Source organism: Bauldia sp., from assembly GCA_037200845.1.
In the GTDB taxonomy this organism is placed as follows: Bacteria; Pseudomonadota; Alphaproteobacteria; order Rhizobiales; family Kaistiaceae; genus DASZQY01.
On record JBBCGQ010000001.1, the window covers coordinates 2,732,143 to 2,756,063 of the forward strand.

Annotated in this window: 23 protein-coding genes; 13 read left to right on the top strand and 10 right to left on the bottom strand. The window is 67.0% G+C overall.

Going from position 1 to position 23,921, the window contains the following annotated elements; translation table 11 throughout:
* Positions 1-33: 33 nt before the first annotated feature.
* Positions 34-720 (bottom strand): metal-dependent hydrolase, encoded by a 687-nt coding sequence (locus tag WDM94_13615; protein ID MEJ0013626.1) that lies wholly within the window; start codon positions 718-720, stop codon positions 34-36.
* Between the two features lie 175 nt (positions 721-895).
* Here WDM94_13615 and ruvX point away from each other — a divergent pair, with 175 nt between their 5' ends.
* Complete coding sequence (gene ruvX / locus WDM94_13620; GenBank protein MEJ0013627.1) at positions 896-1,372, top strand: Holliday junction resolvase RuvX; 477 nt, start codon at positions 896-898, stop codon at positions 1,370-1,372.
* A gap of 108 nt (positions 1,373-1,480) precedes the next feature.
* Here the strand turns inward: ruvX and WDM94_13625 are convergent, their stop codons facing one another.
* The gene (locus WDM94_13625) at positions 1,481-3,121 is read right to left on the bottom strand and encodes an acyl-CoA dehydrogenase family protein (GenBank protein MEJ0013628.1); all 1,641 of its coding nucleotides are present in this window, start codon (positions 3,119-3,121) and stop codon (positions 1,481-1,483) included.
* 115 nt (positions 3,122-3,236) lie between these two features.
* Here WDM94_13625 and WDM94_13630 point away from each other — a divergent pair, with 115 nt between their 5' ends.
* The 3 genes from WDM94_13630 (at position 3,237) to dprA (ending at position 6,594) form a co-directional block, all read left to right on the top strand.
* Positions 3,237-4,622 carry a hypothetical protein gene (locus WDM94_13630; GenBank protein MEJ0013629.1) on the top strand — a complete coding sequence of 462 codons (1,386 nt, stop codon included), beginning with the start codon at positions 3,237-3,239 and terminating at the stop codon, positions 4,620-4,622.
* Positions 4,623-4,885: 263 nt separating this feature from the next.
* Positions 4,886-5,485, top strand: a complete 600-nt coding sequence (gene plsY / locus WDM94_13635) for a glycerol-3-phosphate 1-O-acyltransferase PlsY (protein ID MEJ0013630.1) — start codon at positions 4,886-4,888, stop codon at positions 5,483-5,485.
* Positions 5,482-6,594 (top strand): DNA-processing protein DprA, encoded by a 1,113-nt coding sequence (dprA, locus tag WDM94_13640; protein ID MEJ0013631.1) that lies wholly within the window; start codon positions 5,482-5,484, stop codon positions 6,592-6,594. The genes plsY and dprA overlap by 4 nt, the downstream gene beginning before the upstream one ends.
* Before the next feature lie 2 nt (positions 6,595-6,596).
* On the opposite strand, the gene WDM94_13645 is transcribed toward dprA, so the two are convergent.
* Complete coding sequence (locus WDM94_13645; protein ID MEJ0013632.1) at positions 6,597-6,791, bottom strand: hypothetical protein; 195 nt, start codon at positions 6,789-6,791, stop codon at positions 6,597-6,599.
* Positions 6,792-7,177: 386 nt separating this feature from the next.
* On the opposite strand from WDM94_13645, the gene topA reads away from it, so the two are divergent.
* Both topA and rnr read left to right on the top strand, forming a co-directional pair.
* The gene (gene topA / locus WDM94_13650; GenBank protein ID MEJ0013633.1) at positions 7,178-9,832 is read left to right on the top strand and encodes a type I DNA topoisomerase; all 2,655 of its coding nucleotides are present in this window, start codon (positions 7,178-7,180) and stop codon (positions 9,830-9,832) included.
* Between the two features lie 21 nt (positions 9,833-9,853).
* Positions 9,854-12,106, top strand: a complete 2,253-nt coding sequence (gene rnr, locus WDM94_13655) for a ribonuclease R (GenBank protein ID MEJ0013634.1) — start codon at positions 9,854-9,856, stop codon at positions 12,104-12,106.
* Positions 12,107-12,256: 150 nt separating this feature from the next.
* Here rnr and WDM94_13660 read toward each other — a convergent pair whose 3' ends face one another.
* Positions 12,257-13,243 (bottom strand): glycosyltransferase, encoded by a 987-nt coding sequence (locus tag WDM94_13660; GenBank protein MEJ0013635.1) that lies wholly within the window; start codon positions 13,241-13,243, stop codon positions 12,257-12,259.
* 137 nt (positions 13,244-13,380) lie between these two features.
* On the opposite strand from WDM94_13660, the gene WDM94_13665 reads away from it, so the two are divergent.
* A complete protein-coding gene (locus tag WDM94_13665) occupies positions 13,381-13,827 on the top strand; it encodes a DUF983 domain-containing protein (GenBank protein ID MEJ0013636.1) in 447 nt (148 codons plus the stop codon).
* Here the strand turns inward: WDM94_13665 and WDM94_13670 are convergent.
* A complete protein-coding gene (locus tag WDM94_13670; protein MEJ0013637.1) occupies positions 13,791-14,690 on the bottom strand; it encodes an SMP-30/gluconolactonase/LRE family protein in 900 nt (299 codons plus the stop codon). The genes WDM94_13665 and WDM94_13670 overlap by 37 nt on opposite strands.
* A 76-nt stretch (positions 14,691-14,766) precedes the next feature.
* Here WDM94_13670 and rpmG point away from each other — a divergent pair, with 76 nt between their 5' ends.
* On the top strand, positions 14,767-14,934 hold the full coding sequence (rpmG, locus tag WDM94_13675; protein ID MEJ0013638.1) for a 50S ribosomal protein L33: 168 nt from the start codon (positions 14,767-14,769) through the stop codon (positions 14,932-14,934).
* A gap of 400 nt (positions 14,935-15,334) precedes the next feature.
* Here rpmG and WDM94_13680 read toward each other — a convergent pair whose 3' ends face one another.
* Positions 15,335-16,702, bottom strand: a complete 1,368-nt coding sequence (locus tag WDM94_13680; GenBank protein ID MEJ0013639.1) for a PleD family two-component system response regulator — start codon at positions 16,700-16,702, stop codon at positions 15,335-15,337.
* Between the two features lie 7 nt (positions 16,703-16,709).
* Complete coding sequence (locus WDM94_13685; GenBank protein MEJ0013640.1) at positions 16,710-17,078, bottom strand: response regulator; 369 nt, start codon at positions 17,076-17,078, stop codon at positions 16,710-16,712.
* A gap of 99 nt (positions 17,079-17,177) precedes the next feature.
* Between WDM94_13685 and WDM94_13690 the strand changes: the two genes are divergently transcribed.
* Both WDM94_13690 and WDM94_13695 read left to right on the top strand, forming a co-directional pair.
* A complete protein-coding gene (locus WDM94_13690; protein MEJ0013641.1) occupies positions 17,178-17,474 on the top strand; it encodes a DUF3572 domain-containing protein in 297 nt (98 codons plus the stop codon).
* Positions 17,471-18,085 (top strand): GNAT family N-acetyltransferase, encoded by a 615-nt coding sequence (locus WDM94_13695; protein MEJ0013642.1) that lies wholly within the window; start codon positions 17,471-17,473, stop codon positions 18,083-18,085. Before WDM94_13690 ends, WDM94_13695 begins: the two co-directional genes overlap by 4 nt.
* 47 nt (positions 18,086-18,132) lie before the next feature.
* Here WDM94_13695 and WDM94_13700 read toward each other — a convergent pair whose 3' ends face one another.
* Positions 18,133-18,510 (bottom strand): flagellar export protein FliJ, encoded by a 378-nt coding sequence (locus WDM94_13700; protein MEJ0013643.1) that lies wholly within the window; start codon positions 18,508-18,510, stop codon positions 18,133-18,135.
* Between the two features lie 447 nt (positions 18,511-18,957).
* Between WDM94_13700 and WDM94_13705 the strand changes: the two genes are divergently transcribed.
* A complete protein-coding gene (locus WDM94_13705) occupies positions 18,958-19,659 on the top strand; it encodes a response regulator transcription factor (GenBank protein MEJ0013644.1) in 702 nt (233 codons plus the stop codon).
* 96 nt (positions 19,660-19,755) lie between these two features.
* Here WDM94_13705 and WDM94_13710 read toward each other — a convergent pair whose 3' ends face one another.
* A complete protein-coding gene (locus tag WDM94_13710) occupies positions 19,756-20,121 on the bottom strand; it encodes a response regulator (GenBank protein MEJ0013645.1) in 366 nt (121 codons plus the stop codon).
* 260 nt (positions 20,122-20,381) lie between these two features.
* Positions 20,382-21,086, bottom strand: coding sequence for a histidine phosphotransferase family protein (locus WDM94_13715; GenBank protein MEJ0013646.1), 705 nt, complete (start codon positions 21,084-21,086; stop codon positions 20,382-20,384).
* Between the two features lie 119 nt (positions 21,087-21,205).
* Between WDM94_13715 and WDM94_13720 the strand changes: the two genes are divergently transcribed.
* A complete protein-coding gene (locus tag WDM94_13720; protein ID MEJ0013647.1) occupies positions 21,206-21,772 on the top strand; it encodes a DUF1134 domain-containing protein in 567 nt (188 codons plus the stop codon).
* A 135-nt stretch (positions 21,773-21,907) separates the two neighbouring features.
* Positions 21,908-23,875 (top strand): hypothetical protein, encoded by a 1,968-nt coding sequence (locus WDM94_13725; protein ID MEJ0013648.1) that lies wholly within the window; start codon positions 21,908-21,910, stop codon positions 23,873-23,875.
* Positions 23,876-23,921 lie beyond the last annotated feature (46 nt).

Here is a 23,921-nt window from a genome sequence, read left to right on the forward strand (position 1 = left end):
ACTGCCGATTGCCCACTGCCGATTGCCCGCTGCCTACAGCGTCACCGCCGTCCCACGCTCCGGCACCACCACCTTCGCCTTGCCGCCCTTCATCTCGCCGATGAATTTATCGGGCGTCGCGTCGAGCAGGCCGAACGTCCCGTAGTGGCAGGGCACCACCGTCTCGAAATCGAAAAACCGTTTGCAGGCGAGCGCCGCCAGCCGCGCGCCCATCGTGAAGCGATCGCCAATCGGCACCAGCCCGACTTTCGGCTGGTAGATCTCGCCGATCAGCTTCATGCCGTCGAAGATGCCGGTGTCGCCCATCGCCAGCACCGTCTTCTCACCAGGCGCCATCAGTACGAAGCCGCCGGGGTTGCCGAGATACGTCCCGTCGTCGGCCGACGACGAATGCCATGCCGGGACGTAGCCCGCGGTGAACGATCCAAGGTTCAGTTCGCCGCCGTGGTTGATCGGCGATATGTTGCTGACGCCTTGCTTGGCGAGGTAGCCGGACACCTCGGGATTGGCGACGACCACCGCGCCGGTCGCCTTGGCGATCTCGACCGTGAGCCCGACGTGGTCGCCATGCCCGTGGGTCAGCAGCACGTGCGTCGCGCCCTGGTAGGCGGCCTTCACGTCGCCCTTGAAGGTCGGGTTGGCGATGAACGGATCGAGCAGGATCACCGCGCCGGCGTATTCGATGCGGAAGGCCGAGTGGCCGTACCAGGTCAGCTTCATGCGTATCCCCTTGGCGTTTGGTTTGCCGTGCGGCTTGTGCCGCGATGAGGGGATAGTAGAGCGGGACCTCCGCCGAGGAAGGTGGCTCCGCTGTTATGCCGCTGCTAGGAACGGGTGCGGGCCGCGACCGTGGCCATGAGCGATCTCCGCTCGTCGAATGTGCGATACTGCCGCCATGAATAAGCCGCTGGCGGATTTCTCCGCCGAAGATTTCGCCCGCGCCCTGCCGCCGAAGGCGCCGCTGATGGGGCTCGATCTCGGCACGAAAACCATCGGCCTCGCGATCTCCGACATCGGCCGCCAGATCGCATCGCCGCTGCGCACCATCGCGCGGACGAAATTCACCGCCGACGCCAAGGACCTGCTCGCCGAGGCGGCGAAGCATCAGGTCGCCGGACTGGTCCTCGGCCTGCCGCTCAACATGGACGGCAGCGAGGGCCCGCGCGTCCAGGCGACCCGCGCCTTCGCCCGCAGCCTCGCCGGGCTGACCGAACTGCCGCTGCTGTTCTGGGACGAGCGGCTCTCCACCGCCGCCGTGACACGCACGCTGCTCGACGCCGACGCCAGCCGGAAACGGCGGGGCGAACTGGTCGACAAGATGGCGGCAGCATTCATTTTGCAGGGCGTGCTGGATCGGCTGAAGAAGTTGTAACGGAGGCGGAGGTCGACCCCCTCCCGCCCCCTTTCAGGGGGAGGAGGCGCACCACTCGTGATCCCCTCCCCCTGAAAGGGGGAGGATGGGAGGGGGTCCGCCCCCGCGCTAATCCACCGGGCAAAGATAATTGACGAACGCCCGCGCATCGAAGCGCGAGTCGAGCATGCCGTAGGTCGAGCGCCACGGCTTGCCGAGCCGCGTTTCGAGGAACGCGTCGGCGACCACCGACGGGAAGCGCCGCCGGAGCGCCGCAGCGGCGACCGTCATCGCCAGTTGCTCGGTCAGGATGCGCGCAGAACCTTCGTCGGCGAGCGCCACCGCAGTGGCGGCACGCAGCACGTTCAGCGTCGACTTCGCCGTGTTGCCGAGCGCGTCCTCGACGTTGGCCAGCACCGACTCCAGCGGCTCGGACGATTTGCGCAACACGCGCATGACTTCTAGCGCCATGATGTTGCCGGTGCCCTCGCCCATCGAGTTCGCCGGCGCGTCGCGGTAGAGCCGCGGCAGCCGGCTTTCCTCGACGTAGGCGTTGCCGCCGAGCGCCTCCATCGCCTCGCCGATCATCGAAGGCGCGACCTTCGACGTCCAGTATTTCACCGCCGGCGTCATCAGCCGCGCGAACGCGGCCTCCGCCGGATCGTCGGCGGCGCGGTCGTAGGATTCGGCCAACCGGAACGCCAGCGCCGCCGACGCGACGGCGTCGAGCGCCATGTCGGCGAGCACGCGCGTCATCAGCGGCTGCTCGATCAGCACCTGCCCGCCCGCCTTGCGGTAGCGGCAATGATGCACCGCCTCGGCAAGCGCCAGCCGCATCATGCCGGCGGCGGCGACCGACGCGTCGAGCCGCATCAGCGTCATCATGTCGACGATCGCCGCCTGCCCGCCGCCGGACTCGCCGACCAGCCAGGCGGCGGCATGATCGAGCTCGATCTCGCCGATCGCATTGGAGCGGTGGCCGAGCGTGTCCTTGAGGCGCATCAGGCGGATGCCGTTCAGCGCGCCGTCCTGCAGGTAGCGCGGAATGAGGAAGCAGGTGAGCCCATCGACGGTCTGCGCCAGCACCAGGAACGCATCGCTCGCGGCGCCGGAGACGAACCACTTGTGGCCGGTGATCCGCCACATGCCGTCGGAAGATTCCACCGCCGCGCTCGTATTCGAGCCGAGATCGGTGCCGCCCTGCTTCTCGGTGAAGCCGACGCCGATGAGCGCACCGGCCTTCGCCGTCAGCGAGCGCTGCCCGCTGTCGTAGCGCCGCGTGCGGATGCGCGGCAGCCAGACGTCGGCGAGGTTAGGCGCGTGCGCCAGCGCCGCCACCGTGGCGTTGGTCATGGTCATCGCGGCGAGATGCCCGCTTTCCACCTCGGCGCTCATGTAGAGGCGCGCGGCGCGGGCGACGGCGCGCACGTTCGCCTCCTCGCCCGACGCGTCCCAGATCGAGCACTGGAGCCCGACGGCAACGCTCCGCCGCATCAGCGCGTGGTAGGCCGGATGAAACTCGAGCGAATCGATGCGCGTGCCGTTCGCATCGAAATTGCGCAGCACCGGCGTCGCGACGTTGGCGATCCGCCCGAGCTCGAACGTCTCCGGCGTCCCCCACTGCTGCCCGTGCTCGACGAGCTGATCGACGACCACCTGCGGCGCCCCCTCGACCAGCGCCCCCAGCGCCGGGTCGGAGGTGAAGAGGTTCAGGCCAGCGAAGGGCGGCGTTTGGTTGAAGACTTCGTGCGTATCGGCAGCCGAAACCAAATTGCTCCTCCCAATCGCGGGCCATGGGCCGGCGATTCGCCTGTGGGCGAGCGTACCATGCCGGGTTCCGCGCCGCTTGCCGCGGCCCCCGACTCCGCCTATAGGCGTGCCTTTAATGGCATCGTCCGGCGTACGGCACGTAACCTCGATCAACGACCTCACCAACCGCGAGATTGAGCGGGTCTTCGAGGTCGCCGATGGCTATCTCGATTCGCTGGGCGATCCCGCCCACAAGCACCGTATCGGCGAGAGCACGGACAAGGCCAAAGGCCGCATCCTTGCCAGCCTTTTCTACGAGCCCTCGACCCGCACCCGCCTGTCGTTCGAAAGCGCCATGCTGCGCCTCGGCGGCCAGATCGTAACCAGCGCCGATCCCGCGACCAGCAGCGTCGCCAAGGGCGAAAGCCTCGCCGACACCGTCCGCGTCGTCTCGAACTACGCCGATATCATCGTGCTCCGCCATCCGCGCGACGGCGCCGCCCGCCTTGCCGCCGAATACGCCACCGTGCCGATCATCAACGGCGGCGACGGCGCCCACGAGCACCCGACCCAGACGCTCTGCGACATCTTCACGCTCCGCCGCGAGAACAAGAAACTGCGCGACCTCAACGTCGCGGTCTCCGGCGACCTCCGCGGCAGCCGCACCATCCATTCGTTCGTCTATGCGCTGGCCCGCTTCGGCGCCAACATCATGATGATGCCGGCGAAGGGCATGGAGCTGCCCGCCCACGTCGATGCGCGGCTCCGCGAGGAATTCAACTGCCGCACCGTACCGCGCGAGCAGTACGAGCACGACAACGCCGCCATCGACGCGCTTTACGTCACGCCGCAGGAGCCGCACCAGCTTTCGCTGATCCCGAACGTCGACCCGGAAGTCGTGAAGCTGCGCAAGAAGGTCGATGTCTTCTACGTCACGCGCTTCCAGAAGGAACGCTGGGCGGAAGCGAAGGGCGACTACCCCAAGATCGATTCCAAATTCCTCAAGGAAGCGAAGTACGCCGACACCAGTGTGCTGCACCCCCTGCCGCGCGTCGGCGAGCTCGATACCGCGCTGGATAGCGACGCCCGCGCCGTATACTTCCGCCAGGCATCGTATGGCGTGCCGGTCCGCATGGCGCTGATCGATCTGCTCACCAGCCGCGGCGATGGCCTGGAGCAATACGCCGAAGGCTTCGGCGAAGCGGTGCGCCCGCTCTACGACCGGCCGAACAACGTCGGTATGCGCTGCTCGAACGACAACTGCATCGTCCACGATCCGCTCGAGAAGCACTACACGCGCAACAAATTCTGGCTGCTGCCGAACGCCGACGGCCATCCGCGCCTGCGCTGCATCTACTGCGAGGCGGACACCGAACCCGCCGTGGTCGGCAACAGCCGCAAACACGAATTCCACGCTGCCGGCGCCGACGAAGTCACCGCCGACACCGTCTTCTTCCGCACGGAGGAAGATGCCGTGGCCGCCGGCTACCGCGACAAGGGCGGCGGCAAGAAACGCGCGTGATGCGCGAGGGGGAAAGTCCCCCTCACCCTCCGCCTCTTATTCGCTTCGCTCATAAGAGGCGCAGCCCTCTCCCACTAGGGGAGAGGGAATATGCTGCATTGTCCGTGTGTCCCCTCTCCCCCCGTGGGAGAGGGCTTCCGAACTTGGCGAGCGAAGCGAGCCTAGGGAGGAAGGGCGAGGGGGCGCCGCCACCGCATCAACGCACAGTTGCCCCCTGCCCAACGTCCGCATAGCCTGCGCGAAACAACCGGGGCGAACGAGCGATGACGTGGGGCAATCCTTGGGCGGATCTCGCCGCGCTTGTCCTCGGCTACCTCCTCGGCACGATTCCCTTCGGCCTGATCCTGACGCGCCTCGCCGGCCTCGGCGACATCCGCGCCATCGGCTCCGGCAACATCGGCGCCACCAACGTGCTGCGCACCGGCAACAAGGCGATCGCCGCCGGCACGCTGATCGGCGACGGCGCCAAGGGTACCGTTGCGGTGCTGCTCGGCGGCCTCGTCGGCGGACCGGCCGCCGCGATCGCCGCCGGCCTCGGCGCCTTCGCCGGGCATCTTTTTCCGGTCTGGCTCAACTTCAAGGGCGGCAAGGGCGTCGCCACCTACATCGGCATCCTCGTCGGCCTGTGGTGGCCCGGCGCGATCTTCTTCTGCCTCGCGTGGCTGGCGACGGCGGTCGTCACGCGCATCTCCTCGGCCAGCGCACTGACCGCGAGTTTGCTGACGCCGTTCGTCGTCGCATGGTTCGCCGGCTGGCCGATGGCGCTGCTGTTCGCCGTGCTCACCGTCGTGCTGTGGTGGCGCCACAGCGAAAACCTGAGCCGCCTGATGGCCGGCACCGAGAAGCGCATCGGCGCCAAATGACGGCCACCGCTGCCGCCCTCACCGACGAGCAGCGCATCGCCTGGCTTCGGCTGATCCGCACCGAAGGCATCGGCCCGGTCACTTTCCGCGCCCTGGTCAATCATTTCGGCAGCGCCACGGCGGCGCTGGAAGGCGCGCCCGATCTCTCGCGCCGCGGAGGCCGTCCGCTGCGTCTCGCCACCGTCGAGGAGGCCGAGCGCGAGATCGCAGCCGCGACAGCGATGGGCGCCCGCATTGTCGCCATCGGCGAGGCCGACTACCCGCCGTGGCTCCGCGCCATCGACGGCGCCCCGCCGCTGATAACCGTGCGCGGCCCCGGCTCGATCCTGACGCGGCCGGCAATCGCGGTCGTCGGCTCGCGCAACTGCTCCATCGTCGGGCGGAAATTCGCGATGCAGGTCGCCGCCGGCATCGCCGACGCCGGCTTCGCCGTGGTGTCGGGCCTGGCGCGCGGTATCGATGCCGCCGCGCATGCCGCGTCGGAGGCAAGCGGCACGATCGCGGTCTTCGCTGGCGGGCTCGACCGGCCCTACCCCGTCGACAACATCGACCTCGCGGAGAGCATCGTCGCCAAGGGCGGCGCCCACGTCAGCGAGATGCCGATGGGCCACACGCCGCGCGGCAAGGATTTCCCGCGCCGCAATCGCATCATCTCGGGCATGTCGCTGGCCGTCGTCGTGGTCGAGGCGGCGCTGCGCTCGGGCTCGCTGATCACCGCGCGGCTGGCCGCCGAGCAGGGCCGCCTCGTCTTCGCCGTGCCCGGCTCACCGCTCGACCCGCGCGCCGGCGGCACCAATCAGTTGATCAAGGATGGCGCCAGCATCGTCACCGCCATCGACGACATCATCGCCGAGGTCCGACCCATGCTCGGGCAGGATCCACCGCCGCCCGCCGCGCGCGAGAGCGAGCGCGAGGAGGTCGCGACGGACGCCGGCGATGGCGACCGCGCGCGGATCGTCGGCGCGATGGGCACCACGCCGGTCGAGATCGACGAGATCATCCGCTTCACCGGCCTGTCGCCCGCGGTCGTGCGCCTGGTGCTGATCGAGCTCGACCTGGCCGGGCGGCTGGAGCGCCACCCGGGCGGGCGCGTCTCGTTGATCGGGTGAAGTCAGCCGCTGCCCATCTTCTTCCCGGCATCGGACGGTTTGTCCCTGCCCTCGAGGTCGGCTTCCTGCTCGACCATCGAAAGAAGGTAGGCGAGAAATCCGAGATCCGATTTGGCCGCCAGCGCACGCAGCTCGCGCGCCATGCCGCCGATGTACTGGGCGGTTTCTACCGCCGTCGATTTTGTGGGTTTCAACATGCCATCCGCACCAACCGGCAGTCGCGGGATCGCCCCGCCGGCCGGTTTCGAGTACAACCTACAATTGGTACTATGGATTCATGCTAACCTTGGCGGGCAGCATAAGCAAGCGTCCCGCGGCCATTGCAAAGCCGCTTTCGCCGTCCCATCTACTGTGAAATCAATGGCATCCGCGAAATTGCCAATGCTCGAAGGGGCGCATTGACCGCCGGCGGGACAGGCTGCGATTTGACAGCCATGGGCGATTTCTGGAATGTCCCCACCCCGTTCGGACCGGCGGTCAGAGGCGCGATAACGGCGTCGACCCCGGCGGAATTAGCGGATTTTCAATGCGGTCTGGCCCTCTCTCCGAGGGGAAAACCAGTCTTGCGAACGCGCGGCACGGAATGAATCTCGTAATCGTCGAATCCCCGGCCAAGGCCAAAACGATCAACAAGTACCTGGGGCCCAGCTACCAGGTGCTTGCGTCGTATGGCCACGTCCGCGACCTGCCGTCGAAGAACGGCTCGGTCGATCCGGAGCATGATTTCACCATGCTCTGGGAGGTCGATGACAAGGCCAAGAAGCGCCTCGCCGACATCGCCGACGCCATGAAGGGCGCCGACCGCCTGATTCTAGCGACCGACCCGGATCGCGAGGGCGAGGCCATCTCGTGGCATGTGCTCGAGGTCCTGCGCAACCGCAAGGTGATCGGCGACAAGCCGGTCGAGCGCGTCGTCTTCAACGCCATCACGCGCGACTCCATTCTCGAGGCGATGAAGCACCCGCGCATGATCGATGCGCCGCTGGTCGATGCCTACCTCGCCCGCCGCGCCCTCGATTATCTGGTCGGGTTCACCCTCTCGCCGGTGCTGTGGCGGAAGTTGCCCGGCGCCCGCTCCGCCGGCCGCGTGCAGTCCGTCGCGCTCCGTCTCGTCTGCGAACGCGAGAACGAGATCGAGATTTTCAAGCCGCGCGAATACTGGTCGGTCGCGGTGACGCTGGAGCCGCCGAACGGCGGCCGTTTCGTCGCCCGCGCCGTCGGCTTCAACGGCGACAAGCTCGGCCGTCTTGATATTCCGGATGAGGCCACCGCCCGCCGCATCGAGGCCGCGCTGAAATCCGGCGCCCACAAGGTCACCTCGGTCGAGGCGAAGCCGGTCCGGCGCAATCCGCCGCCGCCGTTCACGACCTCCACGCTGCAGCAGGAAGCCTCGCGCAAGCTGGGCTTCGCCGCCAACCGCACGATGCAGGTCGCCCAGCGCCTCTACGAGGACGGCATCATTACCTATATGCGCACCGACGGCGTGCAGTCCGCGCCCGAGGCGATCGCCGCTGCCCGCGATGCCATCGCCAAGCGTTACGGCCAGCAGTACGTGCCGGAGACGGCGCGCATGTACCAGACCAAGGCCAAGAACGCGCAGGAGGCCCACGAGGCCATCCGCCCGACCGACCTCCACAACCATCCGGACGATGCAGGCCGTTCGCTGGAAGCCGACCAGGCGCGGCTCTACGACCTGATCTGGAAGCGCATGACCGCGAGCCAGATGGCATCGGCGGAACTGGAGCGCACCACGGTCGAGATCGCCGCCGGCGTCGCCCAGCCGGTCAACCTCCGCGCCACCGGTCAGGTCGTCCGCTTCGACGGCTTCCTGACGCTCTACCAGGAAGGCCGCGACGAGGAAGCCCCAGCCCAGTCGCGCCCCGAGGAAGGCGACGACGACGGCCGCCTGCCGCCGATGGCCGTCGGCGACAAGCTGACCGAGCACGGCATAGAGACCGAGCAGCATTTCACCGAGCCGCCGCCGCGCTACACGGAGGCGACGCTGATCAAGAAGATGGAAGAGCTGGGCATCGGCCGCCCGTCGACCTATGCCGCCACCCTCTCCGTGCTCCGCGACCGCGGCTACGTGAAGCTCGAGAAGCGGCAACTCATCCCCGAGGACAAGGGCCGCCTCGTAACGGCGTTCCTGCAGTCGTTCTTCGACCGCTACGTCGAGTACGACTTCACCGCCGATCTCGAAGGCAAGCTCGACCGCATCTCGAACGGCGAGCTGAAGTGGAAGGACGTGCTCCGCGACTTCTGGGCGCAATTCTCCTCCGACGTCGACAAGACGAAGGAGCTGCGCGTCTCCGAGGTGCTGGACGTCCTGAATGAGCTACTCGGTCCGCACGTTTTCCCGGCCCGCGCCGACGGCGGCGACCCGCGCCAGTGCCCGAACTGCGGCACCGGCCGCCTGTCCCTGAAGCTCGGCAAGTTCGGCGCCTTCATCGGCTGCTCGAACTATCCCGAGTGCCGCTACACCCGCCAGCTCGCGGTCAGCGAAGGCGGCGCGGACTTCGGCGCCGACGGCAAGCTGCTTGGCACCGATCCGGATACCGGCGTCAACGTCACGCTGCGCTCGGGCCGTTTCGGTCCGTACCTGCAGCTCGGCGAGCAGGGCGAGGACAAGGAAGTAAAGCCGAAGCGCGCGTCCATCCCCAAGGGCTGGGACCTCAACGACATCGACCTCGACAAGGCGCTGTCGCTGCTCCGCCTGCCGCGCGAGGTCGGCGTCCATCCCGAGACCGGCCGGCCGATCACCGCCGGCATCGGCCGCTACGGCCCGTTCGTGAAGCACGAGAACACGTTCGCCAACCTCGAATCGGTCGACGATGTTTTCACCGTCGGCCTGAATCATGCGGTGACGCTGATCGCCGAGAAGGCTGCCGGCGGCGGACGGCGCGGCGGACGGGGCACGCCCAAGGCGCTGAAGGATCTCGGCGAGCATCCCGATGGCGGCGGCAAGATCACTGTCCGCGACGGCAAGTACGGTCCCTACGTCAACCACGGCAAGGTCAATGCGACGCTGCCGAAGGACATGGTGCCGACCGAAGTTACCGTGGCGCAGGCGCTGGAACTCATCGCCGCCCGCGCCGGCAAGAAACCGACACGTGGGCGCGCCAAGAAGGCGGCGCCCGCAAGATCCGACGCCGAGGCCAAACCGAAGGCCCAGACCAAGGCCAAGGCGAAACCCAAATCAAAGAAGAAACCGGCCGTACCCGAACCCGTGGACGGCTGAGGAACCAGAATCGAAACGAAATTGACTGAACAGAAGAAACCGAAACAGAAGAGCAAGAAGCCGCAAGGCCAGGAACTCCCCACTCGCGAGCAGATACTCGCCTTTATCGCCGAACATCCCGGAGAGACCGGCAAGCGCGAGATCGCGCGCCACTTCGGCATCACCGGCGCAAAACGCATCCCCCTCAAGGCACTGCTCAAGGACCTCGCCCAGGAAGGCGCGGTCGAAAGCCGCCACCGCAAGCTCAAGCGGCCGAACGACATCCCCGAAGTCACCGTGCTGGAGATCACCGGCCGCGACCGCGACGGCGACGTGATCGCCCGCCTCGTCGACTGGTCGGCCGAGAACGGCGAGCCGCCGCGCATCGAAATCGAACGTACGCGTTCGAAGGACGCCCCTGCCCCCGGCATCGGCGACCGCGTGCTGGCCCGCCTGTCCCGACGCGGCGCCGACTACTCAGCGCGCATCATCAAGGTGTTGGAGAAGCGCCCGGCGACAGTGCTCGGCGTCGTCCGCGGCGCCACCATCGACCCGATCGACAAGAAATCGAAGATGCTCCACCTCGACCAGGCCGACGTCGGCAAGGCCAAGGACGGCGACCTCGTCACCCTGTCGGTCACGACCTCGGGCCGCTTCGGCGTCGAGCGCGTCAACATCGTCGAGAATCTCGGCTCGGTGAGTAACGAGAAGGCGGTCTCCATGATCGCCATCCACGCGCACAATATTCCCTACGTCTTCCCCGCCGACGTGCTCGCCGAGGCGGAAGATGCCCGGCGCGCGACGATGGAGCACCGCGAGGATTGGCGCGACGAGCCGCTGGTCACCATCGATCCGCCCGATGCCAAGGACCACGACGACGCCGTCATGGCGGTGCCCGATCCCGATCCGAACAATCCGGGCGGCACGATCGTCACCGTCGCCATCGCCGACGTCGCCTGGTACGTCCGCCCCGGCATGGCGCTCGACCGCGAGGCGCTGAAGCGCGGCAACTCGGTCTATTTCCCCGACCGCGTCGTGCCGATGCTGCCCGAGCGCATATCGAACGACCTCTGCTCGCTGCGCGAGCTGGAGGACCGTCCGGCGCTCGCCGTCCGCATGATCTTCAACGCCGAGGGCCGGAAGCTGAACCATCGCTTCCACCGCATCATGATGCGCTCAGCGGCGAAGCTGTCGTACCAGAAGGCGCAGGACGAATTCGACGGCCGCCCGACCGACCTGAATCAAAATGTGAAGACTGCGCTCGCAAACCTCTGGGCCGGCTACGAAATCATCAAGCGCGGACGTGACGCCCGCGAGCCGCTCGACCTCGACCTGCCGGAGCGCAAGGTCGTCCTCGGCAAGGACGGCGGCATCGAGCGCATCGTCGTGCCGGTGCGGCTGGAAGCCATGCGCCTGATCGAGGAGATGATGATCCAGGCGAACGTCGCCGCGGCCGAGACGCTGGAGGCGAAGAAGTCGCCGCTGGTCTATCGCATCCACGACCAGCCCTCGATGGCCAAGCAGGAGGCGCTGCGCGATTTCCTGAAGTCGATCGAGCTGTCGTTCCCGAAGGGCGGCAACCTGCGTCCCTCGAACTTCAACTACATCCTCGACAAGGCGGAGGGCTCGGAGCACGGCCCGCTGCTCCACGAGGTCGTGCTGCGCACGCAGGCGCAGGCCGAGTACAGCCCCGACAACATCGGGCACTTCGGCCTCAACCTCCGCCGCTACGCCCACTTCACCTCGCCGATCCGCCGCTATGCCGACCTGATCGTCCACCGCGCGCTGGTCCGCTCGCTGGGCTTCGGACCGGGCGGATTGCCGGACGGGATCGAGGAACATCTGGTCGAGATCGCGACGCAGATCTCGCAGGCCGAGCGCCGCGCCATGGCGGCCGAGCGCGACACCGTCGATCGGCTGGTCGCCCATTGGCTGGCCGACCGCGTCGGCGCCGAGTTCCGCGGCCGCATTTCCGGCGTCACCCGCGCCGGCCTGTTCGTGAAACTCGACGAGACCGGCGCCGACGGCTTCGTGCCGATGCGCACGCTGGGCTCGGAATTCTTCGTCTTCGACGAGGCCAAGCACGCGGTCATCGGCTCGCGCTCGGGCGAGATGCATCGCCTCGGCGACAAGGTCGAGGTGAAGCTGGTCGAGGCCGCGCCCCTGGCCGGCGCGCTCCGCTTCGAGCTGCTGTCGGAGGGCAAGGTGCTGCCCCGCAAGGACCGCCCCTCGCCCGACCAGCACCGGCACCCGGGCTCGCGCAGCCGCGTGCCGGATCGTGGGCGGCGGCGCTAGCATAAGGACCCGCAGAAGCGATTCCCGGGGGCCCATGTCGTTCAGCTATTTCTTCGAATACTGCGTCACCGCCGACAATTTCGATGACACCGGGCGCGACGTATCCGTAACTCGCCGGATCGCGATAAGCGGCGGCGTTGGGCAGCGAGCCTAACCGGGCGGCATCGCGTCCCTGTTGAAGGGCGTGATGCCCTGCTCCACGTCGGCGAAACGGAGCGTCGGCAGGAGCGCCGCCAGCGCGGGCGCGTCTGTCGTCCGCGGCAGCACCGCCTTCGCCGGCAACGGGCCGGCCGACGGCCGCGGCCCGGATTGCATCGCGCCCCAGACGGTCGCGAATTCCGGCGCGCGGACAAAACCCGGCCACGGCGAGTTGCGGAAATAGCTGACCATGTCGGCACGCACCGGATGGTCCTCGACGAAGCCCGCCTGCCACGGCTTCGCGGTGCCGGCGAAGTGGACGACGACCGGCGGGAAGACGCGCCGCACGAACGAATTCCAGATCGCCATCATCGTGTTCATGGCCGGCGACAGCTCGAGCCAGCGGCGGGAAAACACCGTGTTCAGCGCCGCCTGATCGTGCGTGCGCTCGCGCGCCACGACCGCGACCAGCGCGCGGCTGCTCCGCGCCGCAACGTAGGCCGCACGATCGATGAGCACGACGCCGGCGTTGAAGTAGCGCCCGTCGCCGCTCCGCGCGACCTCGCGCCGGACGTTGGCGGAGGGCTCCAGTATCGCCAGCAGGTCGCGCACCGCCGCGATGGTGTGGCCGCCCATGTCGAGATCGAAGAGTCGGAACAGGAGCGCGTTTTCGATGGCGATGTCGGTGTCGAGATAGAGGATGCGCTCGATGCTCGCCGGCACGACGTCGGGCAGGAACAGCCGAAAGAACGTGGCGCCAGAAACGCGGTCGTTGACGCGCGGCAGCTTGCCCGAGAAATCGACGTAGCGAAGCCCGGCCGGCACGCCGAACGCCTTGGCGGCGGTGAGGCCCTCCATGGAATCGGAGAAGATCAGGATCTCGGTGTCGTCGCGGTAGTTCAGCGCCGCCAGCCGGTTCGCGAGATAGGCGGCGGCCGGGATCATCGCCTGATCGGCGACCATCGCGACGGCGTATCTCGGCGTTCCACTTTGCGGCATGGGCGCGGAACCTATGCTTAACCGGCGGTATTGGCGATACGGCCGGCCCGAATCCGGCCGACCGTTGCGCGCCGGACATGCCTGCCGTGGCAATGAAACGCATTGCGGAAGCAGGCTTCGGAGCCCATGTTTCCGGCATGGCAATCGCCCATGACATCGTTCCCGAAATCGTCGAGCCCCGCCCGCTGTTTCAGGCGATGCTGCGCGGCTTCCTCGGCCGCTGCCCGAACTGCGGCAAGGGCCACCTGTTCGGCAAATTCCTGAAGCCCGTGGCGCACTGCGAGGTCTGCGGCGAGGACTATACGCACCAGCGCGCCGACGACGCGCCGCCGTATTTCACGATGGTCATCGTCGGCCACCTGCTCGTGCCGGTGCTGCTCGCCGTGCAGCTCACGACCCAGCTCACCGTCGCCCAGCACCTGATGATATGGCTGCCGCTGACCGGCATCCTGACCGTCGGTCTGCTCCAGCCGGTCAAGGGCGCGATCATCGCGCTGCAGTGGGCGCTGCGCATGCACGGCTTCGACGGCCGCGGCGACGACGACGCTCAGTCCTTGCCGTACAGCGGGTTCACCACCGAATAGACTTCGCCGTAGGCTTGCGGGTCTTCGAACGACACCGGCGCCGTTACAAAGATGCGTTTCTCGCCGTCGATGAGCAGCGGCGCCGTGACGTATTTTTCGGCGAACGAGATTGTCGCCTCGAGCTTGGCGTGGCTGTTGACCAGGATCAGCCGCCCTCCCCCGTACTCTGCGATGTAGAGATTGCCGGCGTGATCCATGGCGAGCCCGTCGGGCCCGACGTCCCAGTCGCGCTCGGGATCCTTGCCCACCACATCATCGAGATTGAGGAAGACGCGCGTGCCGGACAGCGCACCGTTGTCGCCGACGTCGTAAGCCAGGATGCGCCGCGACAGGTGCTCCGAGACGTACAGGATCTTGCCGTCCGGAGAGAGCGCCACGCCGTTGGAATAATGGATGCCCTCGGCGACGCGGCGGAGCTTGCCGCTCTTGTCGAGATACATCACCGCGCCCTCGATCGGCGCGGTCGGGGAGAACAGCCCGGACGCCGACCAGAAGATGCCGCCGTTGGCGTCGTTGATCGACGCGTTGGGCGTCAGGAACTGGCGGCCGGTCGCGTCGTGGTCGATGACCTCGACGTTCTTGCCGTCGCGTGTGATGCGCACCAGCACCTGCTCGCGGTCGCAGAGAATGACGAGGGTATCGTTTGTGCCGCGCGCTACCGAGGTGGGCCCGCAGCCCTCGCGCGACCACACCGGCACATTCTCGGTGCCGTTCCAGCGCATGACACGATCGTCGCCCATCTCGGCGTAGTAGATGGCGCCGTGCGCGGTGGTCGGCCCTTCCGGGTAGGCCGACTGCGGGTTGATGACGACGCGGTCGGCGTCGGTCGCCACCGCCGTCCCTGCCAGAAGCGTGAGGATCACGGCGCTTTTGCTTGACATCGCGAGCGTCGCTCGTAATGTCCGCGCCAATTTCCCGGCGCTTTTCAAGGGTTCCGCCATGGCCAAATCCGCCACCATCAAGATCAAGCTGCTGTCGTCTGCCGACACCGGCTTCTACTACGTCACCAAGAAGAATTCGCGCACCAAGACCGACAAGATGGTCATGAAGAAGTACGACCCGGTCGCCAAGAAGCACGTCGAATTCCGCGAGACCAAGATCAAGTAATCCCGCCGCCGTTCGGGCAACAAAAAAGCACCGCTTTCGCGGTGCTTTTTCGTTTTGGCCTCTGGCGGCCTAATTAGTGGCCGGCCCAGAACGGGTTTGTACGAGGAGGCCACTCAATCCGTTCTGGAGCCGGCCTACCCTACGGACCCAGGAGATGCGGCGGACCTGAGCACTCCGCAGGGTATCTGAATCATGAACTATCTTGCGATCAGGACGGGGATGTGACAGTCGCCGCTGATTCGCTCTCACACGCGCCGCTTGCTCTCCTCGTTGAAACGACCGTCCAAACCTTACCGTCCCGGAGAGCGTTAGCAAACGGTAAGTCGCCAAAAGTCCATTGCATCTAGGCGTTTAGCTAATTTTAATAATTAACCGCGGCAGCCATCGCAACCTATAAGTGTCACGCCGCGGCTGCCACCCGGTTGCGCCCTGCCCGTTTCGCCTCGTAAAGGGCCTCGTCTGCCCGTTTAAGTAGTGTCTCCGGCGTATCCTCGGCGCCGACCAGCGACGATATCCCGATCGACACGGTGACCTCGAGCGTCTCCTGGCTTTCCGGTATGCGGAAGGGCTCGACCGCGATCTTCTGGCGCAGGCGCTCGCCGACCAGCAGCGCCAGCGCCGCATCGGTATCGGGCATGGCGATGACGAATTCCTCGCCGCCCATGCGGCAGGCAAGGTCGATGCCGCGCACCGCCTTGCGGACCCGGCGCGAGAATTCGCGCAGCACGTCGTCGCCGACCAGATGGCCGAAGCCGTCGTTGATCGCCTTGAAATGATCGATGTCGAGCACGAGCACCGACAGCGGCTTCTCGCGGGCGATCGCCTGCTGCACGAGCGTCACCAGGTGGCGCTCCAGATAGCGGCGGTTGTGCAGGCCGGTGAGGCCGTCGGTGACCGCCATCTCGATGGTCATCTGGACGTTGTCGCGCAGCCGATCGGAGAAGCGCTTGCGCCGCACCTGCGTGCGCACGCGCGCCAGCATCTCGTTACGGTCGACCGGGCGGACGAGGTAATCGTTTACACCGAGATCGAGACCGCGGAGCAGCCGCACGTTGTCGTCCGGATCGACAATCACCAGGATCGGCAACAGGCGCGTGCGGTCGAGCGAGCGCAGGTGCGAGCAGAGACGCAGGCCGTCGATCTGCTTGAGGTTGAGGCTGACGATGGCGAGGTCGTAGTCGCCCTCGGCGGCGCGGAACAGCGCCTCCTGCGGCTCCGGTTCGTGGTCGACGGTGTGGTGCGGCGACAGGATCGTCTTGACGCGGTCGGTGGTCGACGGGCTGTCGTCGACGAGCAGCACCTTGCCGCCCTCCCCGCCGAGCGTCGCCGGATCGAAGGCGTCGTCGAGCCCGATCTCGGTCGATGTCGAGACGCGCATCATCAGCTCGTCGGTCAGCATCTTGAGGCGCACGAGACTCTTGACGCGCGTGATGAGCGCGATGTCGTTCACCGGCTTGGTCAGGAAATCGTCGGCGCCGGCTTCCAGCCCCGCGACCCGGTCGGCCGGCTGGTCGAGCGCCGTGATCATGACGACGGGAATGTGCGCCGTGCGCGGATTGCCCTTGAGCCGCCGGCAGACCTCGTGGCCGTCCATGCCAGGCATCAGCACGTCGAGCAGGACGATGTCGCACTGGCCGCGGGCGCAGATCTCGAGCGCCGCCGGACCGTTCATCGCGGTGACGACCTCGAAGTATTCGGCCGCGAGACGCGCCTCGAGCAGCTTGATGTTGGCGACGAGATCGTCGACTACAAGAACGCGGGCGGTCATCTTGCCGTCAGTCCCCGATATACTGCTTGACGGTGTCGAGAAACTTGGCGACCGAGATCGGCTTGGAGAGATACGCCTCGCAGCCGCCCTGGCGGATGCGCTCCTCGTCGCCCTTCATCGCGAAGGCGGTGACGGCGATGACCGGGATCGTGCGCAGGTCGTCGTCTTCCTTGATCCACTTGGTGACTTCCAGCCCGGACACTTCCGGCAACTGGATGTCCATGAGGATCAGGTCGGGATGATGCTCGCGCGCCAGGTCGATCGCCTCCAGGCCGTTGCGGGTCTGGACGATGTTGTAGCCATTCGCCTCGAGCAGATCGTGGAATAACTTCATATTGAGTTCGTTGTCTTCCACGACAAGGACGGTCTTCGCCATTGCTTGGTTTCCGGGGATCGGGCGCCCAAATTCTAGTCGCCACAGGGCGCGCGTCCTGAGACCTGAAACGTAGATGCGATTCATTGCGGAAAGGCAAATATGAAGCCCGAAAAACGGGGGCAGTTAAGTCTTGAGGCAGCCGGGGAACTCGCCGCGACCGGCCTGATGTTCGTGGCCGAGGACCCCGAACACCTCAACCGCTTCCTCGCGTTGACGGGGCTGGCGCCGCACATGCTGCGCGCCGCTTCCGCCGAGCCCGGATTTCTTGCCGGCGTGCTTGATTATTTCCTAGGGCACGAGCCGACACTGCTGGCATTCGCAGCTTATGCCAATGTGCCACCTACTGATGTTGCCGCCGCGCGACGCGTGCTGGCGCCGGAGGACGACGGCCTATGAGCGCGACCTTCCCTGTATTGCTCGACGGCTACACCGACCTCCCGCCGGGCAAGATCGCCAACGTCGTGACGTTCCTGGAGATGACGGAGCCGCCGGCGACCGTCACTGCCCCGGCCGGCTTCGCGGTGGCTGTAGCGCGGCGGCCGGACCCGGCGGCGTTTCTCGCGCTCTACCGGCGCATCGGCGAAACCTGGCTGTGGACCTCGCGCGCCGCGATGCCGCCCGCCGAGCTCGCCGCGCTGCTCGCACTGCCGACGACCGAGATGCTGACGCTGGAAAAAGACGGCGCCGCGATCGGGCTGGTGGAGCTGGATTATTCCGTGCCGGGCGACGTCGAGATCGTCACCTTCGGCGTGGTGCCGGAGGCGATGGGCACCGGCGCGGCGCAGATCATGATGGGGGGAACGCTGGCGCGGATTTTCGGCGGCGGCGCGGCGCGCGTGTGGCTGCACACGTGCACCTTCGACCACCCGCGCGCGCTGGGCTTCTATCGCCGCAACGGCTTCCGTCCCTACAAATTCGCGATCGAAGTATCGGACGATCCCCGCAGGACCGGCCACCTGCCGGTCACCGCGGGCCCGCACGTTCCGCTGATAGGCAATCGGCCGTAGGCATTCGGCAATCGAAGCAGCGTGTCGCCTATTGCCGGATGCCGCCGCTACGCGTGCGCCGCCGCGCCATGCGGCGTGTGCTTGGCGTCGTTCGCCTGGTCGCGCTCGGCAATGGCTTCCGCCTTCTCGAGCTCGGCCACCGCCTCGTCGTGGGCGGCCTTGGCCGCGGCGAGCTGATCCTTCAGCGCGCGCTCCGACGCAGTGAGGTTGTCGCGGCGCTGCGTCGCCGCCTTGGCGAACGTCGGATAGGCGAAGTGCCCGGCATCGTGGATGCCGCTCCGCTCCTGCTCCGCCATCACCTGGTCGTTCAGTTCCTTCGCCATCCGGTCGAATTCGCCGATCATGGCTTCGATCTGCGTCACCTGGCGGCGCTTTTCTTCGACCTGAAAACGCTTCAGCCGAAGCGTGCCCTCGCGCGATTTCATCGCACCCTACTCCCTACTCTGGACCGGACGGATACAGCGCCCGGCTACGCGACTTCCGAATTTCCGCGGGATTACCGGCGTTCACGCGCTTTTCATGAAGAGAGGCGCGCCGCCGGTAACCTTTCATTTACGTCTAGCGTTAATCATGGGCCTCGATCGCTTAATTCGAGGTAAATCCGCGCCGACAATCTCGGTAGGATTTCCCCGAGTCCTGTGAATCGCTTAGCGGAGTTTCTTCAAGCTGGTTAAGAGCCAGTTGCGTGACAGAAATAGCCGCTTGGTCAAACAAGTATGAAGGTTCGCCTAGACTTTCGATTAATTCGCTTGTCCTGTGGAATCAGAGTTTGTTAACCACTGGCGAGTAACTTGGCGAATCGGGGTTAACCGGGTGTTGTCGCGGCGTCTGGCGCCGCTAGTTCAACGCTCGGGAGAGCCAGGGGGATTGGCATGCGAGTGCTTCTGATTGAGGACGACAGCGCCACGGCGCAGAGCATCGAACTGATGCTCAAGTCCGAAAACTTTAATGTCTACACGACGGACCTCGGTGAAGAGGGCGTCGACCTTGGCAAGCTCTACGACTACGACATCATCCTTCTCGACCTGAACCTCCCCGATATGAGCGGGTACGAGGTGCTGCGCACGCTCCGCGTCGCCAAGGTCAAGACTCCGATCCTGATCCTTTCCGGCCTCGCCGGCATCGAGGACAAGGTGCGCGGCCTGGGCTTCGGCGCCGACGACTACATGACCAAGCCGTTCCACAAGGACGAGCTGGTCGCCCGCATCCACGCCATCGTCCGCCGCTCGAAGGGCCACGCCCAGTCGGTCATCACCACCGGCGACCTGACGGTGAACCTCGATACCAAGACCGTCGAAGTGAACGCCCAGCGCGTCCATCTCACCGGCAAGGAATACCAGATGCTGGAGCTGCTCTCGCTCCGCAAGGGCACGACGCTGACCAAGGAGATGTTCCTCAACCATCTTTACGGCGGCATGGACGAGCCCGAACTCAAGATCATCGACGTGTTCATCTGCAAGCTGCGCAAGAAGCTCGCGGCGGCGACGGGTGGCCAGAACTACATCGAGACGGTCTGGGGCCGCGGCTACGTGCTGCGCGAACCGGACGGCGCGGAGATACGCGAAAGCGCGTAGCCGAGGCATTCGGCAATCGGCATCAGGCAGTCGAACGCAGGTTCGGCTGCCTTTTCGTTTTCCGATTGCCGATTGCCTGCTGGCGACTGCCCTGTCCTACAGCATCCCGACTTCGTGAAGCTTCGTCTCGACCGCGACCCGGTCGAACGGCTTCAGGATGTATTCGTCGGCCCCTGCCCGGAGCGCACGGGCGATCTGGGCGACGTCGGCTTCCGAGGCGCAGAAGACGACCTTGGGCTGGCGGCCGAGGTCCATCTGGCGGAGGCTCGCCAGGAACTCCAGCCCGTCCATCACCGGCAGGTGCCAGTCGAGCAGGATCATGTCGGGCATCGAGCGGCGGCAGGCTTCCAGCGCCGCGCGGCCGTCCTCGGCCTCCGAGACGGAGAAATCGAAATCTTCGAGGATCCTCCGCGCCACTTTGCGGATGACGCTGGAGTCGTCGACGATCAGGCAATGGCGCATGGCGAACCCCTTCGCGAATTGCCCGCCGAGCCTATGCCGCAACTGTTAACGGGGATTGAAGGATTGGTTGCCGACTTCCCGCTTGCGGAAGGATGAGGCACACCCCTCCCCAAAACGCCTTCGGCGTTTTGACCCTCCCGCAAGGGGAGGGTTCGTTCCGCTGCGCGACCTGAACTCCACTTGAGCCCTCCCCTTGCGGGAGGGCCAAAACCGCAAAGCGGTTTTGGGGAGGGGTGTCTCTCCTCCACTGTGTCGTCGCGCTACGCCGCCGCCGCCGCCGCGATAAAATTGGCCTCCACCACCACGTCCTCGCCGTCGAGCTTGGCGCTGATCGCCATGCCGCACACCCGCGCCAGCGCGCCGGTGTAGTACGCCTGCACCGACTGGGCATCGACCGGCACGCCGGCAATATCGCCCGGCACCAGTTTCTCGAACGCCGGCGGCACGCGGGCTGACGGCCCGGATGAGCGCAGGATAAACTTCGGCGGGGCGTGGCCCTCGACCGTCACCTTGACCAGGCCGCCGCGCGGGATGGCGGTGGCGGCGAGCAGGATCAGGTTGAGCAGCAGCTTGACCAGATTCTTCGGCATCAGGACGCGCGGGGATTCCCATGCGAACTCCGCCTTCTCGCCCTGCATGTAGCCGCGCGCCACCTTCTCGGCATCGGCGAGGTCGATCTCGGCCCCGGCCGACCCGGCTGCGCCGAACGCAAGGCGGGCGAACTGCAGCTTGGCCGACGCCTGGGTAGCGCTCTTGCGGATCAGCGTGAACGCGAACTCGCGCATCTCCTCGCCGTTGTCCTCGTCCAGCACCTCAAGCCCGTTGATGATGGCGCCGACCGGCGAGATGATGTCGTGGCAGACCCGGCTGCAGAGGAGCGCTGCAAGATCGAGCGCCTCGAGTTCGACCTTGTCGGCCAATTTCGTCCCCTCCGAATCGCGGATGTAGCTGGTATTGCCGGGCATACACTGGGGTTTTCGCCCTGCCAACCACGGGAAATTGTGTCTCCCAGCGGACATTCGTCTGCCTTCATTTTCGCTAGAATGGCAGCCTCGAATCGTTTCCCCCGGCCCGGAGCCAAACCATGACCCGACCGCTCGGCGCGCTTGCCGCTCTCGCCTTTGCCTTCCTCGCTCTCACCGGAGCGGCAGCGCCCGCTTCCGCCGCCGGCCAGTATTCGGCCGACGAGCTGGTCGCCGAGGGCCATCATTTCTTCGGCGGCGTCAGCCAGGGCCTCGCCTCGATCGTCGAGAAGGCGGTGTCGAGGTACGGTCTCCCCAACGGCTACATCCTCGGGCAGGAAGGCTCCGGCGCCTTCGTCGGCGGCCTGCGCTACGGCGAGGGCCTGCTCAACACCAAGAACGCCGGCTCCCATAACGTCTTCTGGCAGGGCCCGTCGATCGGCGCCGACTTCGGCGGCAACGGCGATCGCGTCATGATGCTGGTCTACAATCTGCCCGACGTCAGCGCCCTCTACACCCGCTTCTTCGGCGTCGCCGGTTCGGCCTACGTCGTCGCCGGCTTCGGCATGACGGTGCTGTCCAGCCGCAACATCTTCGTGGTGCCGATCGTCTCCGGCGTCGGCGCACGGCTCGGCGTGAATCTGTCCTACCTGAAGTTCACCGATCACCCGACCTGGAACCCGTTTTAGACGGAAGCCGGCTAAGCCGGCGCCACCCTCCCGCCGCCCACCGAAATTAATCTTCGGCGGCATGGGAATTTTCACCAATTGGTGAGATGGTCAGGTGCGGCCTCGCGTTGCTATTGGGGCTGGGAGACGGGCTAAGTGATCCAGGCGGCAATGTATTTCGCGCTCGGCTTGCTGACGGCAGGCCTGCTCGCGCTCTTGGTCACGCCGGCGATTCTCCGCCGCGCCGCGCGCCTGACGCGCGCCCGGGTCGAGGCGACGGTGCCCATGACCCGCGCCGAGATCGAGGCCGACAAGGACCAGCTCCGCGCCAATTTCGCGATTGCCAACCGGCGCCTGGAAATGGACGCCGGGCGGCTCAAGGAAAAGCTCGCCGAGGAGATCATCGAGGTCAACCGGCGGCGCGACGAGATCGCCATCCTGACCCGCAACAAAGCGGTGCTGACCGACTCGGTCGCCGGCCTCGAGGAGCGCGTCGCGGAGCTGACCGGCGCGCTCGCGACCAGCGAGGCCAAGCTCGCCACTGCCCACGTCGAGATCGCGGCGCGCGACCAGAAACTTGCCGAAGGCGCCGCCGCGCTCGCTTCCATCCAGGTCAGCCTCGGCGCCAGCCAGGCGCGCACCGAGGAGCACCGTCTCGAGCTCGCCGCCCGCGCCGCCGACATCGAACAGCTCACCGATAACCTTGCGGCGATGACGGAAGCCGAAGCCGACACCGCCGCCGCGCGCGACAAGCTCGCCGCCGAGATCGCGCTGGAGCGCGACCGCCTGATCGCCGAGCAGAAGCGCGCCGAGGGCCTCGCCGCCGGCCTCGAGGCGCTGCAATCGGAGCGCGGCGGACGCATCGCCGACCTCGAGCGCGCCGCCGCCCAGATGAAGGTGCTGGAAGCCGACCTCGCCGCCGAGAAGATGCGCCGCGAGGCGCTGTCGGCCGAGGGCGAGGCGCTGAAGGCGGAACGCACCGTCCGCGCCGGCGACATCGAACGCCAGACGGCGACGCTCGCCGCGCTGGAAGCCCGCATCGCCGGCGAGGAGAAGCAGCGCGTCGCGCTGGCCGCCGAGATCAAGGCGCGCGAGGCCGACATTGCCGCCGAGCGCAGCCGCGCCGAGGCGATGGCGCGCGAGATGGAGAAACTCGCCGCCGACCGCGCGGCGCGCGAAGCCGACATCGAAAAACACGTCGCCGGCATCAAGGCGCTGGAAGCCACGATCGCCGCCGAGCAGGGTCGCCGCGAGGCGCTTGCTGCGGAACTCGACGGCGTCCGCACCGAGCGCAACCAGCACGGCACGGAACTGGAACGCCGCGCGGCCGCGCTGTCCGCACTGGAAAAGGACATCGCCGGCGAACGGACGCGGCGCGAGGCGCTCGCCGCCGAGATCGAACGCATCAAGGCCGAGCACGGCAAGGTCGCCGGCGAACTGGACGGCGCCCGCAACGCGCACGGCGAGCAGAGCGCCGAACTGCAGCGCCGGGTCGCCGCGCTGGCCGCGATGGAAGAGGACATGGCGCGCGGACGGGCCGAGCGCGCGGCGCTCGCCGCCGAGATCGAGCGCATCAAGGAAGAGCGCGGCCGGGTCGGCGCCGAACTTGCCGAGCGCGCCAGCCAGATCGCCGAGCTGAACGTGCGCCTCGCGACCGAGTCAGGCCGCCACGACGAACTCCGCCAGGTGCTGACCACCGCCGAGGCGGCGCTCGCCAAGTCGCACGCCGAGGCCGAGGCGCTCAAGGAACGCCACCAGGCCGACGTCATGGCCGAGGGCGACAACTACCGCAAGGCGATGGCGGCGAACGACAGCGAGAAGCAGGACCTGGCGCTGCGGCTTTCGGCGCTGGAAGACGACTACGCCGCGCTCCGCGCCGAGAACACCGAGCTCCGCAAGGTCGCGGGCGCCGAGTGGGAAAGCGAGCGCGAGGAAAACCGGCGCCTGCGCGAACGCCTGAACGAGATCGCCGCCGGCGTCGTGCGCCTGACGCAGGCGATGGCGAGCGACACGCCGGCAGCGGCCGCCCCGGCCGAGACGCGTCCCGCGGCCGCCGAATCCGCCGACGGCGGATCGCTGAAGGATCGCCTGCGCGCAGTGCAGCGGGCGGGCACGCGGCACTAGGCCGTCGGCAACGCACGCTGCGCAACACCCCTCCCCAAAACGCCTT

Bases quoted from the DNA above. Each gene is read 5' to 3' on its own strand.
- WDM94_13710 (MEJ0013645.1), bottom strand. From the start codon at position 20,121: ATGCGCCATTGCCTGATCGTCGACGACTCCAGCGTCATCCGCAAAGTG.
- WDM94_13615 (MEJ0013626.1), bottom strand. From the start codon at position 720: ATGAAGCTGACCTGGTACGGCCACTCGGCCTTCCGCATCGAATACGCC.
- WDM94_13630 (MEJ0013629.1), top strand. From the start codon at position 3,237: ATGGCATCGTCCGGCGTACGGCACGTAACCTCGATCAACGACCTCACC.
- WDM94_13685 (MEJ0013640.1), bottom strand. From the start codon at position 17,078: ATGGCGAAGACCGTCCTTGTCGTGGAAGACAACGAACTCAATATGAAG.
- WDM94_13680 (MEJ0013639.1), bottom strand. From the start codon at position 16,702: ATGACCGCCCGCGTTCTTGTAGTCGACGATCTCGTCGCCAACATCAAG.
- WDM94_13700 (MEJ0013643.1), bottom strand. From the start codon at position 18,510: ATGAAATCGCGCGAGGGCACGCTTCGGCTGAAGCGTTTTCAGGTCGAA.
- plsY (MEJ0013630.1), top strand. From the start codon at position 4,886: ATGACGTGGGGCAATCCTTGGGCGGATCTCGCCGCGCTTGTCCTCGGC.
- WDM94_13715 (MEJ0013646.1), bottom strand. From the start codon at position 21,086: ATGCCCGGCAATACCAGCTACATCCGCGATTCGGAGGGGACGAAATTG.
- WDM94_13645 (MEJ0013632.1), bottom strand. From the start codon at position 6,791: ATGTTGAAACCCACAAAATCGACGGCGGTAGAAACCGCCCAGTACATC.
- WDM94_13705 (MEJ0013644.1), top strand. From the start codon at position 18,958: ATGCGAGTGCTTCTGATTGAGGACGACAGCGCCACGGCGCAGAGCATC.
- WDM94_13720 (MEJ0013647.1), top strand. From the start codon at position 21,206: ATGACCCGACCGCTCGGCGCGCTTGCCGCTCTCGCCTTTGCCTTCCTC.
- WDM94_13695 (MEJ0013642.1), top strand. From the start codon at position 17,471: ATGAGCGCGACCTTCCCTGTATTGCTCGACGGCTACACCGACCTCCCG.
- WDM94_13665 (MEJ0013636.1), top strand. From the start codon at position 13,381: ATGGCAATCGCCCATGACATCGTTCCCGAAATCGTCGAGCCCCGCCCG.
- topA (MEJ0013633.1), top strand. From the start codon at position 7,178: ATGAATCTCGTAATCGTCGAATCCCCGGCCAAGGCCAAAACGATCAAC.
- rpmG (MEJ0013638.1), top strand. From the start codon at position 14,767: ATGGCCAAATCCGCCACCATCAAGATCAAGCTGCTGTCGTCTGCCGAC.
- WDM94_13660 (MEJ0013635.1), bottom strand. From the start codon at position 13,243: ATGCCGCAAAGTGGAACGCCGAGATACGCCGTCGCGATGGTCGCCGAT.
- ruvX (MEJ0013627.1), top strand. From the start codon at position 896: ATGAATAAGCCGCTGGCGGATTTCTCCGCCGAAGATTTCGCCCGCGCC.
- WDM94_13690 (MEJ0013641.1), top strand. From the start codon at position 17,178: ATGAAGCCCGAAAAACGGGGGCAGTTAAGTCTTGAGGCAGCCGGGGAA.
- dprA (MEJ0013631.1), top strand. From the start codon at position 5,482: ATGACGGCCACCGCTGCCGCCCTCACCGACGAGCAGCGCATCGCCTGG.